The sequence below is a fragment of the Streptomyces sp. NRRL S-118 genome (assembly GCF_000716335.1).
Classification (GTDB): domain Bacteria; phylum Actinomycetota; class Actinomycetes; order Streptomycetales; family Streptomycetaceae; genus Streptomyces.
The window spans coordinates 29,399-42,836 of the sequence record NZ_KL591032.1 but is presented as its reverse complement, the minus strand read 5'-3'; the positions used below and the strand labels follow the sequence as shown (position 1 = coordinate 42,836).

At 72.7% G+C, this 13,438-nt stretch carries 13 protein-coding genes; 9 read left to right on the top strand and 4 right to left on the bottom strand.

Annotation, left to right across the window (positions count from 1 at the left end; genetic code table 11):
• The first annotated feature begins 169 nt into the window (after positions 1-169).
• The 4 genes from IH00_RS0133750 to IH00_RS0133735 all read left to right on the top strand — a co-directional run bounded on the left by IH00_RS0133750 (position 170) and on the right by IH00_RS0133735 (position 4,290).
• Positions 170-1,531 carry an LLM class flavin-dependent oxidoreductase gene (locus tag IH00_RS0133750; protein ID WP_031079906.1) on the top strand — a complete coding sequence of 454 codons (1,362 nt, stop codon included), beginning with the start codon at positions 170-172 and terminating at the stop codon, positions 1,529-1,531.
• Positions 1,528-1,905, top strand: coding sequence for a hypothetical protein (locus IH00_RS0133745; RefSeq protein ID WP_031079902.1), 378 nt, complete (start codon positions 1,528-1,530; stop codon positions 1,903-1,905). Before IH00_RS0133750 ends, IH00_RS0133745 begins: the two co-directional genes overlap by 4 nt.
• Complete coding sequence (locus IH00_RS0133740) at positions 1,902-2,897, top strand: TauD/TfdA dioxygenase family protein (RefSeq protein WP_078888105.1); 996 nt, start codon at positions 1,902-1,904, stop codon at positions 2,895-2,897. Before IH00_RS0133745 ends, IH00_RS0133740 begins: the two co-directional genes overlap by 4 nt.
• Before the next feature lie 193 nt (positions 2,898-3,090).
• Positions 3,091-4,290 carry a phospholipase D-like domain-containing protein gene (locus IH00_RS0133735; RefSeq protein WP_078888104.1) on the top strand — a complete coding sequence of 400 codons (1,200 nt, stop codon included), beginning with the start codon at positions 3,091-3,093 and terminating at the stop codon, positions 4,288-4,290.
• A 247-nt stretch (positions 4,291-4,537) separates the two neighbouring features.
• Here the strand turns inward: IH00_RS0133735 and IH00_RS0133730 are convergent, their stop codons facing one another.
• Complete coding sequence (locus tag IH00_RS0133730; RefSeq protein WP_052411851.1) at positions 4,538-5,113, bottom strand: antibiotic biosynthesis monooxygenase; 576 nt, start codon at positions 5,111-5,113, stop codon at positions 4,538-4,540.
• Positions 5,114-5,294: 181 nt separating this feature from the next.
• Here IH00_RS0133730 and IH00_RS39200 point away from each other — a divergent pair, with 181 nt between their 5' ends.
• The 3 genes from IH00_RS39200 (at position 5,295) to IH00_RS0133715 (ending at position 8,367) form a co-directional block, all read left to right on the top strand.
• Positions 5,295-6,116, top strand: a complete 822-nt coding sequence (locus IH00_RS39200; protein ID WP_031079896.1) for a tetratricopeptide repeat protein — start codon at positions 5,295-5,297, stop codon at positions 6,114-6,116.
• A 108-nt stretch (positions 6,117-6,224) separates the two neighbouring features.
• Positions 6,225-7,064, top strand: a complete 840-nt coding sequence (locus tag IH00_RS0133720) for a DUF1206 domain-containing protein (protein WP_031079895.1) — start codon at positions 6,225-6,227, stop codon at positions 7,062-7,064.
• A 565-nt stretch (positions 7,065-7,629) separates the two neighbouring features.
• Positions 7,630-8,367 carry a S1 family peptidase gene (locus IH00_RS0133715; RefSeq protein ID WP_039947707.1) on the top strand — a complete coding sequence of 246 codons (738 nt, stop codon included), beginning with the start codon at positions 7,630-7,632 and terminating at the stop codon, positions 8,365-8,367.
• Between the two features lie 148 nt (positions 8,368-8,515).
• On the opposite strand, the gene IH00_RS0133710 is transcribed toward IH00_RS0133715, so the two are convergent.
• The 3 genes from IH00_RS0133710 to IH00_RS0133700 all read right to left on the bottom strand — a co-directional run bounded on the left by IH00_RS0133710 (position 8,516) and on the right by IH00_RS0133700 (position 11,470).
• Entirely contained in the window at positions 8,516-9,976 is a 1,461-nt protein-coding gene (locus IH00_RS0133710; protein WP_031079892.1) for a carboxylesterase/lipase family protein, read from the bottom strand.
• Positions 9,977-10,136: 160 nt separating this feature from the next.
• Entirely contained in the window at positions 10,137-10,820 is a 684-nt protein-coding gene (locus tag IH00_RS0133705; protein WP_031079891.1) for an esterase/lipase family protein, read from the bottom strand.
• A 332-nt stretch (positions 10,821-11,152) separates the two neighbouring features.
• Positions 11,153-11,470 carry a hypothetical protein gene (locus tag IH00_RS0133700; protein ID WP_031079890.1) on the bottom strand — a complete coding sequence of 106 codons (318 nt, stop codon included), beginning with the start codon at positions 11,468-11,470 and terminating at the stop codon, positions 11,153-11,155.
• Between the two features lie 485 nt (positions 11,471-11,955).
• On the opposite strand from IH00_RS0133700, the gene IH00_RS0133695 reads away from it, so the two are divergent.
• A complete protein-coding gene (locus tag IH00_RS0133695) occupies positions 11,956-12,510 on the top strand; it encodes a hypothetical protein (RefSeq protein ID WP_031079888.1) in 555 nt (184 codons plus the stop codon).
• A 186-nt stretch (positions 12,511-12,696) separates the two neighbouring features.
• Positions 12,697-13,254 (top strand): hypothetical protein, encoded by a 558-nt coding sequence (locus IH00_RS0133690; protein ID WP_158828094.1) that lies wholly within the window; start codon positions 12,697-12,699, stop codon positions 13,252-13,254.
• Positions 13,255-13,438: the final 184 nt, after the last annotated feature.

The following is a 13,438-nucleotide window of genomic DNA, read 5'->3' as shown; positions in this document are numbered from 1 at the left end:
TCCGCACACACCGTCGCCCGGCACCGGCACCGGCACCGTCGCCAGGCACCGGCACCGACCACCCACACCGACCACCCACGCCCGCGGCCATCCGCTACCTGCCACTGCCGCAACTCGACACCGCCTGCCACCCACCGACGTCCGTCACCCACCACCGAGGAACCCGCCCATGCCCGCCACCCCGCCCCGCCGACTCCACCTGAACGCCTTCCTGATGAACGCCGGCCACCACGACGCCGCCTGGCGGCACCCCGCGACCACCCCGGAGCGCGTCACCGACCTGGCGTATTTCCAGGAGCTGGCCAGGACCGCCGAGCGCGGTCTGCTCGACTCGGTCTTCCTCGCCGACGGGCTGGCCCTGTGGGGCAACGTCCGGTACAACGCGCTCGGCGGCTTCGAGCCGCTGACGCTCCTGTCGGCGCTCGCCACGGCCACCGAGCGCATCGGTCTCATCGCCACCGTCTCCACCACCTTCAACGAGCCGTTCTCCACGGCCCGTGCCTTCGCCTCCCTCGACCACCTCAGCGGCGGCCGGGCCGGATGGAACATCGTGACGTCCGGCACCGTCGACGAGGCCCGCAACTTCGGCCGCGACGAGCACCTGGAGCACGGCCTGCGCTACGACAGGGCCCGGGAGTTCGTCGACGTCGCCGTCGCGCTGTGGGACAGCTGGGACGACGACGCGATCGTGCTCGACCGGGCACGTGGCATCTACGCGGACACCGACAAGGTCCGGCCCATCGACCACCGGGGCACGTACTTCGGGGTGCGCGGCCCCCTGAACGTACCCCGCTCCCCGCAAGGGCACCCGCTCCTGGTGCAGGCGGGCTCGTCGGAGGACGGCAAGGAGTTCGCCGCCCGGTACGCGGAGGCGGTGTTCACCGCGCAGCAGACCCTCGCCGACGCGCAGACGTTCTACAAGGACCTCAAGAGCCGGCTGGCCCGCTACGGGCGGGCGGCCGACGAGGTGAGGATCCTGCCCGGCATCTGCCCCGTCATCGGCTCCACCGAGGCCGAGGCACGCGCCCTGGAGCAGGAGCTGACCGACCTCCAGGTGCCCGAGTACGGCCTGGCCCAGCTGTCCGGCATGCTCGGCACCGACGTGACCGGCCTGCCGCTGGACGGCCCGCTGCCGGAGCTGCCCGACGAGCGGGACATCAACGGCAACAGGAGCCGCTTCACGCTCGTCGCCGACCTGGCCCGGCGGGAAGGCCTCACGCTGAGGCAGCTGATCGCGCGCCTCGGCGGCGGCCGCGGCCACCGGGTGGTGGCCGGCACCGCCGAGCAGATCGCCGACCAGCTCCAGGAGTGGTTCACGCAGGGCGCGGCCGACGGGTTCAACATCATGCCGCCCTACTTCCCCGGCGGGCTGGACCACTTCGTCGACCAGGTCGTCCCGCTCCTCCAGGCACGCGGCCTGTTCCGCACCGAGTACACCGGCCGTACGCTGCGCGAGCACTACGGACTGCCGCGGCCCGCCTCCCGCCCGGTGCGGCCCGCCTCCGCCGTCCCGGCACGGGAACCCGCGTGACGGGCAGCGGCGACGGACCGGACCGCAGCGCCGCCGGCCACCCGGACACCGCTCCCGGCCTCCCCGACGCCAACCTCCGCCTCCCAAACGCCGATCCCGTCTTCCCGGACGCCAACCTCCGCATCCCGGGCGGCGACTCCGGCCTCCCGGCCGGTGGGGCCGGCCTGCGCCTGCCCGGCGCACCGGGGGCCGACGTCGCCCCCGACGAGGACCGCCTGCTGCGCTCCGGGCTGTTCGACAGCTACCGCCGGGACATCGGCCGGGGCTGGGGCCGGACATCCGGAGCGCGCCACGCCCCCGGCTCGCCGCCCCCCGCCCCCGGCAACGGCGTACCCGCCCTGCCCATCACCTCCGGAAAGGACCGACCGTCATGACCACCGCATCCATCGCATCCACCGCATCCACCCCATCCACCGCACCCACCGCCTTCACGGGACAACCCGGCGCGACCGGTGCACCGGACGCGTCACCCGCAGTCGCGGGCCTCGGCATCCGCCGCATCGGCGGGCGCATCGGCGCCGAGATCCACGGCGTCGACCTGACGGACGACCTCGCGCCCGATGTCGTCTCCGCGATCAACGCCGCGCTGCTGGAGCACAAGGCCCTCGTCTTCCGCGGCCAGCACCTCGATGACGCCGGTCAGCTCCGGTTCGCCTCCTACTTCGGGCCGCTGACCACCGCCCACCCCACGGTGCCGTCGGCCGACGGGCAGCCGAACATCCTCCCGGTGGACGGCGACGAAGGCATCCGCGCCAACCACTGGCACACGGACGTCACTTTCGTCCGCACACCGCCGAAAGCCTCCACCCTGCGTGCCCTCGTCGTCCCGCCGTACGGCGGTAACACGCTGATCGCCGACTCGGCGGCCGCCTACCGGGACCTTCCCGAGCCGTTGCGGGAGCTCGCCGACCGGTTGTGGGCGGTGCACACCAACGCGTACGACTACGCCGAGCCGAAGAACGACAAGGCGGCGGAGCACCGCAGGCAGTTCGTGTCGCGCCGCTACCGCACCGCCCACCCGGTGGTGCGCGTCCACCCGGAGAGCGGTGAACGGGGCCTGTTCATCGGCGGATTCGCCCAGAGCCTCGTAGGCCTCGGGCCGTCCGAGTCGCGCGACCTCCTGCGTATCCTCCAGGCGTACGTCACCCGGCCCGAGAACCTGGTGCGCATCTCCTGGAACCCCGGTGACCTGGTGCTGTTCGACAACCGCATCACCCAGCACTACGCCCCCGACGACTACGGCGACCAGCCGCGGCTGCTGCACCGCGTCACCGTCGCCGGTGACGTCCCCGTCGGCGTCGACGGCACCCCGAGCTACGCCGTCGAGGGCGACGAGGCGACGCACTACACGCCAACGGCGGCCTGACCGGCCCGACCGCGGAGCCTCCTCACGCCGGGACCGCCATGTGGTCCCGGCCCGGGCGGACATGCTCCCGGCTCGACACCCCGCGAGGTGCGCCCGGGGCCGTGACGCGCTCCCCCCGGGGCGCGTCACGGCCGCGCCCTGACCGGAAGATATCGTTCCCCTGCTCACAGCAGGAACGATCATTCACCGAGGAGTGAGAGCCATCAGACGCACATGGGCATCGGCGCTGTTCGCAGGGTCTCTGCTGACCCTGCTGTTGGTCCCTTCCCGGGCCGCGGTGGCCGTGGACGCGCCGCCGGTCGTCACGGGTGCGGTGTTCAACGATCCGCAGGGCACCGTCGCCGAGCAGGACGCGGTCAAGAACCACATCATCAAGGCCATCGACAACACCCAGAGCGGCCGTACGCTGCGCGCCGCCCTGTACGCCCTCACCGACACCGGTTACAGCGACGCGCTGCGCCGCGCGCACGACCGCGGTGTGCAGGTGCGCGTCGTCCTGGACCACAGCTACTCCACGTCCACGGCCGCGACGCAGCTCAAGACCGCTCTAGGTACCGACCGTACCCAGGCGTCCTGGCTCCACATCTGCCCCAAGGACCGTGCCTGCATAGCCGACGTCACGGTCGACCCGGCCAAGAACCACATCAACCACAACAAGTTCTTCCTCTTCTCCCGGGTGGGTGACCCGGGAGTCGCGGAGGACGTGGTGATCCAGACCTCCGCGAACCAGACGCCGGCGAACACCTCCCGCTTCTGGAACAACGCCTACACCTCGGTGGGCAACACCGAGCTCTACACGGCGTACACCGCGTACTTCAACGACCTGGCCGACGAGAACCGCAACGCGGACTACTTCCGGCAGGGCACCACCGGCGGGGCCGAGAAGTACTACTTCTTCCCGCAGCAGAGCGGCGACCTGATCGTCGACGTGCTGAACAACGTCTCGTGCACCGGCAACACGGTGGTCGGTTCCGCCTCCCACAAGACGGTGGTCCGCGTCGCGGCGTACGCCTTCTACCGGGCCGAAGTGGCGAGCAAGCTGAGGGCCCTGGCCGACCAGGACTGCTGGATCGAGGTCGTCTACAACGAGACCGACGAGCTGACGGCCCTGGGCAACCACGCACGGATCAAGCCGTACAAGCTGCGCCTGGACAACGGTACGCCGGGGACCGAGGGCGACGACCTCTTCGTGCACTCCAAGTACCTGCTGGTCGAGGGCAACTACGCGGGCCACCCGGACACCAAGTGGACCTTCACCGGTTCCCACAACCTCGACGTCTCCTCGCTGCGGGAGAACGACGAGGCCCTGCTGCGCGTCGAGGGCGCGGCGACCCACGACGCCTACCGCGGCAACTTCCTCGCCATGCGGTCCGTGGCGACCCTGACCGGCTGACACCGTGCCGGGTCCGCGGCGGTGGCAGCCGCGGACCCGGCAGGGCCGGGGCCGGCCGCATCGGCGACGACGGCGGGCCGGCCCCGTCCCGTCATCACCGCCACGCCGCCCCGCGGGGATCCGGAGTTCCCGGCTGCCGGTGACCGCACACCGCTCGCCGATCCGGCCTGATCGACGAGACCCCCCGCAGGGCTTGTCCGCAAGGTCCCTTCCGCCCGGCGGACGGGCGACGCCGTGCGGACACCCCTCAGCCCCCGCTGAGCCAGCCCCGCAGCAGACGGCTCACCGCCGGCATCGCCACGTACGTCATCAGGACGTTGTAGACGCCCGCGAGGACCGCGCCGGCGAGCGCCACGGGGAGGGTGGTCAGGTGGGGCACCAGGAGGTAGCTGCCGAGCAGCGTGATCGGGTAGATCGCCAGGGTGGCGCTGACCGCCATCTTCCAGCGGGGTGGCGCGGGCCGCGTCGACCCCGGCTCGGCGAACCAGGTCTCCATGCCGGTGAGCGTGCGCCGCGCGATCTCGGTGTGGTGGTGTCCTTCGCAGTGGGCGAACCACGCCGCCCGCTCCGGGGACTCCTGCCAGGCCCGGCAGGCTTCCGCGTCCCGGAAGCGGTGCACCAGGAACCACGGCGCGCGGCCCCCCGAGGAGCGGAACAGTCCGTGACCGAGATGCCCCGGGAAGCGGGAGGCGCTGTCCAGGATGCCCTTCGCCCACTGCTCGAATGCGGCTTCGTGCCCGGGCTCCACCCGGCGTGCTATCAGCAGGGTCACCTCGCCGGCGTCGGCGGGGACGGTCGCGTGCTCCAGGCTCGGCGCAGTCACTCGTTGGTACTCCTCGTCATCGCGCCGCGCCCGGGGACACCTTACGCCGCGGCCGCGGCGCAGTGCCGTGCGTACCGGTGCTCCTCCCGCGCGCACGGACCGCCCGGCCGCCATGACAAGATGATCACCCGGTCGGGAGCCGCGACACGGCAACCGCAGTTCGGAAAGGTGCACGGGGGACATGCACGGCGATTCAGGTGCCCGCAAGGATGACGGATACCAGCTCAGCCACGCCATGTGGCTCGAGAAGGCGGGAGACGTGGAGGGGGCCGGTGCCGCGTACCGGCGGGTGATCGAGGCCGGTGTCCCGCACACCGCGGCCATGGCCGCGACCAACCTCGGCGTCCTCCTGGCCCGGCACGGCGACCCGGAAGGAGCGGCCGCCGCCTACCGGCAGGCCGCCGACTCCGGCCACCCGGACGCCGCCCCGCTGGCCGCGGCCAACCTCGGTCTCCTGCTCCAGCAGCACGGGGACGTGGAGGGGGCGCGCGCGGCATACCGGTCGGCCGTCGACTCCGGCCACCGCGACGCGGCTCCCCGCGCGGCCTTCGACCTGGGCAACATGCTGGACGACTGCGGTGACATGGAGGGAGCCCGGGCGGCACACCAGTACGCCGTCGACTCGGGCCATCCCGAGGTGGCGCCCGGTGCGGCGTTCTGCCTGGGCCACCTGCTGAAGCGGCAGGGGCACCTGGAGGAGGCCCGCGCCGCCTACCAGTGGGCCGTCGACTCCGGCCATCCGCGGGCCGGCTCCATGGCGGCCTGCAACCTCGGTTTCCTGCTGAAGGAGCAGGGAGACGTGGAGGGGGCGGCGGTGGCCTACCGACGGGCGATCGACCTCGGACACCCCGACTTCGCCCCCAAGGCCGCGTTCGACCTCGGGTCGATGCTGGCCGCGAGCGGCGACACCGAAGGCGCACGGTCGGCGCTACGACAGGCCGCCGATTCCGGTCACCCGCACTTCTCCGAGGAGGCGCGGACGGCGCTCGCCGACCTCGGCTGACCCCGGCCCCCGCCGCTCACGCCGCGGTTCCGGGCCCGGTGGGGACCGTACGCCGGGGCGCGCCGTTTCCGCGTGACGGGAAGGGGCAAGCGGGTGGGGGAGGTTGACATGAACGCACGTACGATTCCGTTTCCCGGGCGCGCCGCGGCGCGCCAAGCGGCCGGCAGTTCGGCGCTCGGCATGGCGGCGCGGTGGGGTCTTGCGGCCCGGGGTGTCCTGTATGTGCTCATCGGGTTGATCGCCCTGCGGATCGCGTCGGGCGACGGCGGCGGGCAGGCGGACCGGGGAGGCGCCCTCGCCGAGCTGGCTGCCCGGCCGATGGGATCGGTGCTGCTGTGGGCCCTGGGGGCGGGCCTGATCGGCATGGCCGTGTGGCGGCTGTCGGAGGCCGTGTTCGGCGCGGCCGGTGCCGACGGGCGCAAAGCCCGCAAGCGCCTTCTTTCCGGGGCCCGTTGTGTCTTCTACGCGTTCGTCGCCTACTCGGTGCTGGCGTTCGCCGCCGGGGAGAGCGGGAGTGGCAGTGGGTCCGGCGACCAGCAGTCCAGGGACGTGACCGCGCGGGCGCTGGAACTGCCGGGCGGGCAGTGGATCGTGGGGCTGGCCGGGGCGGGCATCGTCGTGGCCGGCGTCTGGGTGGCCGTCCGCGCCGTGCTGCGGAAGTACCGCAAGCACCTGAAGCTCGGCGCGATGTCGCGCAAGGCGCGGCAGTTCACCGATGTGACCGGGGTCGGCGGCGGGGTGGCGCGCGGGGCCGTGTTCGCCGTGGTCGGCGTCTTCTTCGTGCGCGCCGCGGTGACGTACCGGCCGAACGAGGCCAAGGGGCTCGACGACGCGTTGCGCACCGTCGCCGAGACCCCGGCCGGGCCGGGGCTGTTGGGGCTCGTCGCCGCGGGCATGGCGCTCTTCGGTCTCTTCTCCTTCGCCATGGCCCGGTGGCGCCGGGTCTGACCCGTCGCACTCCCCGATGGCGCCGGGTCTGACCCGTCGCACTCCCCGATGGGGGCGTTCCGCTCACGAGCGGAACGCCCCCATCGGCATGCGGTCCAGGAGGCCGGCGGCAGGACGTTTCCCCGCACAATGGTCCAGACCAAGCGAAACACCCGAGTATTCCGCAAACCGTATGTCTACGCGAATGGTCCGGCGCGTGTCCCGCTCCGTCATGTGCCGCAGGTGGCTCGAGCGCACACCGCGCCGACCGGAGCGCGGCGAACGTCTTCGCTGCCGGACGCTGCCGCCGCCGACCGTCGCCGCCGTGTCTCCCGCCCTCTTCCGGTCGGCGTAGTCGACCGTAGTGGCCTGCGGGTCCGGCCGTCCGGTGCCTCGATGACGGGTCCCAGGTCTCTCCCGTCGACCCCTTGCGTCCGCGGTGGACCGTCTGTCACATTCGCCGCAGCTCGAAATGACATGCACGCGACAGGAAAACCCCGGTCCTGTCCGTGCATGGCCGACTGCATGGCTATGCAGAGCAGGTCCTCATGAAGGACATCCACACCCCCACACAATGGAGACGAACGTGCGAACAGCCAGACTGATCCCCGTGCTCGCGGCCACCGCGCTCCCGGTGTTAGGACTCGCCCCCACCGCAGCGGCACAAGCGGCACCGGCCGCCAGCGCGCCCGCCGCGCCCGCCGGCACCGCGGTCCAGCCCATCATCGGCGGCGGCTACGCCAACAACGCCGCTTGGGCCGCCCGGCTCTTCTCCAACGGCCGGCAGACCTGCAGCGCGTCGATCATCGCACCGACCTGGATCCTCACCGCGAAGCACTGCGTCGGCGGTGGCGGCCTGTCGTTCCGCATCGGCAGCCTCGACCAGACCACCGGCGGCACCGTGGCCAATGGGGTCGGTGTATACAACCACACCTCCGCGGACCTGTCCCTCGTCAAACTCGACCGGTCCGTGCCGGGCACCTACGCACGCCTCGGCCAGCCCGGCTCGGTGTCGGTGAACCAGACCGTCCAGGTGTACGGCTGGGGTGCGACCTCCCAGTGCGGTTCCGAGGCCACCTGCCAGTCCCGGTACCTCAAGGTCGCCGACGTCATCGTGACCGGCGCCTGCCGGGACGCGTACAACGGCTCCGCCATCTGCGCCCGGCGCGGCAACGGCATCACGGCGGGCGGCGACTCGGGCGGCCCCATGATGGCGGGCGGCGTCCAGGTCGGTGTCGCCTCCACCAGCGACCGCCAGACCACGACGGCGTACACCAACGCGACCGCGTACCGCGCCTGGATCCAGAGCGTCGCCGGCGTCTGACCGGCGTCCGGCCGGCCGCTGCCGCGCGGTGACCGTGCGGGCAGCGCCGCTGAACGGGGACGAGAGAGGGGCGGGGGCGGCCGGACGATACGCAGGCCGCCCCCGCCCCGAGCCGGACGCGCGTGAACTCCGGTCCCCGCCGGGCCGGTCAGCCCCAGAGCCGCCGCTCTCCGCCGCGCGGATCCTCCACCACGCCCCGCTCCGGGTGGTCGAAGACCATGACGGGACGGCGCCGGAGGTCGTACGGTTCCCAGCCGGGGTCGCCGTGCGTGGTGAACGCCACCCAGGCGGTGTGCATCCGGCGTGCCAGGTCCTGCGGGGGCTCCCCGCCGGTGAGCCCCCCGGAGCCGGGCCGGCCCAGTGTGTCCAGGGCGAAGCCGATCTCCACGGCGTGGCAGGCGCCGACATCCTGGACGGGACTGCGCCACGCGAACTCGTACAGGTGCGTGGTGGCGGCGGCCCCGGCGCGGGCCTCGGCCACCCGGATCGCGGGCAGCCGGAAGTAGCGGTCGGTGAGTACCGCGGCCAGCACGTCGCCGGGCGTCGCACCGGGCCGGGCCGCGGCGTAGGCGTCGGCGACGGCCGGTGTGACGATGGACCGCAGCGCCTCGGGCGTGATGGCCGCGGCGACGCCGGTCGGGACGAGGAAGAGCCGCTGCTCCTCGGTGGTGGTGCCGGTGAGCAGCGGAATGCCGTGACCCGCGCCGGCGGCGATCGCCTCCAGCGGCGGCCGCGGGAGGATGTCGCCGTCCACCACGGGCGGAAAGGGCATCGCGGCCGCCACCACGCTCGGTCCGAAGGGCCCGGGATCGGTCCGGGAGGCGAGAGCGGCGGAGATGCGCCGCTGCGCGGTGAGCAGGTCGGGCAGGGGGACCGAGGCGAACGCGCGCGCGGTCGGCTCCACTCCGAGCAGCCGGGCCGTCTCGGCGGTCACCCGCCGAGCGTCCTCGGCGGTCACGAAGCCCTGCCCCGCGCCGCTCTGCGTGACGGCGCGGTGGAACAGCCCGGTGCCGTGGCGGCCGGACAGCAGCGAGGTGATGCTCATCGCCCCGGCGGACTCGCCGGCCACGGTCACCTGTGCCGGATCGCCTCCGAACGCGGCGATGTTGTCCTGGATCCAGGCGAGCGCCGCCAGTTGGTCGCGCAGTCCCAGGTTGGCCGGGGCATCGGGGAAGAGCCCGAAGCCCGGCACGCCGAGGCGGTAGTTCAGGGAGACGAAGACGACGCCGTCGCGGGCGAAGGCATGCCCGTCGTACGTCGGGACCGCCGAGGAGCCGTGCTGGAAGGCGCCCCCGTGGATCCATACGAAGACGGGCAGACCCCCGGCCGCGGGATCGGGCGTCCAGACGTTGAGGGTGAGGAAGTCCTCGCCCGGTATCCGCCGGTCGGGCAGCAGTCGGTCCAGCGGCGACGGGTACGCCGGAGCGGGCGCCGTCGGTCCGAAGGCGAGCGCGTCGCGGATCCCGTCCCAGTCCTCCGGCGGGGCGGGCGCCCGGTACAGTGCGTCGCCGACGGGGCCGGCGGCGTACGGGATGCCGAGGAACGAGGTGACGTGCCGGGTGGTGCGTCCGCGCAGGCGGCCCTGTTTGACGGTGACGACCGTGTCCATTCGTCCTCCCTCGACGCCATGGGGGGCCACAACATACCGGGCGGTCGGTCCGTGGGGCCATGCCGGTGGGGCGCTTTCCGGCCGGGGGTCGCGGCGGGCTGCCGAGGTCCGGTTGCTCCCGGTCCGCCGGCCGGATGCGGGCGGACCGGGAGGCGGGGCGTCAGCTGTTGACCGTGTCGCGCACCTGGGCGTAGACCGTGGCGTCCGTGAGGAAGGTGCTGTGTCCTATGCAGGCGGTCTGCCGGTTGACGGCTCCCGAGACGGACACGCTGCTGTCGGGGTTGATGAAGGTGTCGCACGGCGACCACCACGTCGCGTACCGCGGGGTCCCCGGTGTCTCGTCACCGGAGTTGAGGGTGGTGAGGAAGTCGGAACCGAAGCGCATGTCGTGGCAGGAGGCGTCGAAGCAGCTCTCCGCCGCGTCCGTGCCGTGGTTCGGTCCGGCCAGCGAGACCCACGCGTCGATCTTCTCGCTGCCGCCGAGGTGCTTCGCGTAGTGGCGGGAGGACAGCCCTCCCATGGAGTGGGTGACGATGTCCACCTTCGAGGCGCCGGTGGCGGCGAGGAGCCGGTCGACCTCCGCGGCGAGCTGCTGGGCGGTGGTGGCGTTCGACTGCCGGGAGTCGTACTGCCACTGGTCCAGGTGCGAGGCGGGCCAGCCGTCGTTCCTGAACCGGCCGGCCATGGTGTCCCAGTTCGACGCCGCGCCGTTGTAGCCGTGCACGAACAGGACGGGATGACTGGTGGAGCGGTACGTCGACGTACCGGCGGCGCCGGCGGGGGCCCACGCCTGCAGGGCCAGGGCGGCCACGGCCATGAAGGCGACGGATACGGGCTTTCTCACGGTGACCTCACGGAGAAGAAGAGCGGGACTGCGCCTGAGGCGGAGGGGGTGGCGAGCGCGTCGTTCCCGGATCGCGGAAAGACCTGGGGGCGGGCTGCGGATGGGGGAGCGCAGCGACCGCCGGGTGAGGCACGTGGTGCCTGGGAGGGTGGCGAAAGGTTACTGCTGGGTATCCGGGAGAAGGCAAGACGTGTGCCGGGGTCAATTTCCCGCTGTCCGTTGTGTGTGAAAGGCCCGATCATGCCGCGATGGGGCCGCCCTCGGCGCACCGGGCCGGCCGGGGCGGCCGGGTCGTGGTGCGCCGAGGGCGGCGCGACGTGGTGGTGGCGCTGTCAGGCGGGTGTCGTCCCGCAGAGCACCACGCCGAGGACCTCGTTGCCGCTCGTGCCGTAGCCGGGGAACGTCACCGTCTCGCCGGGGGCCGCGGTGCGGCACGGTACCGCGGTGCCGTCGCGGTATTCGACCGTCACCTGCTGCACGGTGTCGCAGCCGTTGCTGACGAAGGTGTAGCGCCAGCCCGCCGTGTACTGCACACATGCCGGCGCCGCTTCGCCGGCGATCGTCGTGGCCGCCGCGGCAGCCGTCGAGCCCGCTGCGGACAGCGTCAGACCGAGCACTCCGCACACGATTGAACGCAGAGTCGGGGACATGCAAGCTCCAGCCTTCAGAAGTCGAATGAGACGGCATCAGTATCAGCGAGGCGTCGACGTGTCTGAAAATGTTTTCGCCAACTTGCGCAAGAACTTGCATGGCTGGGGGTGTGCGTCGGCAGCCCCCTGCTCCCGCGAAACCCCAGGTGGCACACGTCTGTGCGGACAGGTGCCTCCTGTGGCCCGGTGACCCGTCGAACCGGTGGACGGGCTTCCCGCATCCCCTCCGGGGCAGGTCAAGCTCGTGTCACCGCAGTCAACGGTGTTCGGCCACACGGCCCGCGCAGTACGTCCGAATTCCGCGCCGCCGTCTCCCCATCAGTGCCTTCAGGAAGTTACAGTCGCGTCGGACATCCCTCGCTCGTCACCGCGGGCACACCGCCCTGGTGCGCCGAAACCGCGCGCGGCCCGGACGACGTCCTCCGATGGCCTGGAAGCGGGTACGGCGCAGCCCTCGGCAGCGCCCTCGGAGAGGACACCGGAGCATGACTTCAAGACAGCAGCAGCAGTTCCACGCGCCGTGCGGGCACGTGCTGGCCGTACCGGCCGACCACGCGGGCCAGGACGTCCGCTGTCCCCACTGCCACCGGATCGTCCGTGCCCCGTCCCCCGACGTCCCGTACGCCTCGCCCGTCCCCCTCCCGGCCGGTGCCCCCGAGCCGGCCGGCCTGACCGCCGTCTACATGACGGCCCTGCTCGTCGGCCTGGCCGGAGCCGCGGTCGTCTATCTGGTCATGTTCGACGACCTGTCCGAGACCGAGCTCGTGACGCTCACGCCGCTGTGGTTCTTCCCCGTGGTGTTCGGCCTGTACGGCTACGTCTCCCAGCGGCTGCTGCGCCACCTCGCGGCAGAGCGGGCGAGCACCCTCGCCGGCGCGGCCCGCCTCTCCATCGACGTGGCCGGCCACTGGGCCGCCCTGGTGCTCTTCCCCTTCCTGGTGCTGAGGTGGCGCAGCTCCCTGCTCGTCTCCCTGGTGGCGGCGGCCTTCTGGGCCGTGCTGCTGTGGCTCTTCTTCGCCCTGCTCTTCCCGACGCTCTGACGGCCCTGCCGCCGTCGCCACGGCCGCCCTGCGGATCGCCTCCGGCGGCAGGCGGAGCCGGAGTTGGCGGCCGCGCGGCCGGGCCCGGGCGCGGTGTTCTTGGCATGTACGCTGCTGCTGATCTTGTGATGTCGAGAGTCCGGGGGACGAGCGATGGACATGCGAGCCGTACGACAGGTTCGGGCCGTGACGCGTGTGATGGGCCGGCGCACGGCCCTGCGGTACCTGGCGGTCGGTCTGGGGGCGTCGGTGCTCGCGGCATGCGGGAAGTCCGCGGACGGCACCGGGGGCGGAGGCGCGGCCTCCGGCTCCGCCGGCGGTTCCGGACCCCTCGAACAGGCCTTCAGCGCCTTCGTCCGGGGCACCTGGAAGGTGGTCGTCGAGCCTGCGGGCAACGGCACGGCCGCCGTCCTCACCGCGGAGATCACCGCGAGCAGCTGGACGCTCACCATGGGCGGTGGGCAGGACTCGCCCTGGGGCGGCCAATGGGCCCTGATGGGCGACACACTCGCCATCCACGGCCCCGAATCACCCCAGGACCCGGACGAGTTGGTACAGGTCGCGGCCCTCGGCGTGCCGGCCCGGGTGGGCCGCAGCGCTTCCCTGGTGCTGCCCTGGCGGCCGCCGGGCGACACCTCGGCCGGGGCCGGCCAGAACCTCCAGGTCGAGTACGCCAAGGGCACGCTCCGCATCGTCCACGTCGACGGCGACAGCCGTACCGTCTTCACCTGCACGCGCGGGTAGCCGCACGAGGCCACGGCCGCGGGACGCCCTACCCGCGGACCGGCGGGCCGGTGGCGCGCCGGACGAAGGCGAGCGCGGTGCCGGCGACTTCTGCGCCGCGCGAGGCACCGCGAGGGGCCCGCCCGGCCGGGGAACGCCCCCGTGCGCGGCCGGCGGGCGCACCTCCGGCCCGGTCACCGGCCGC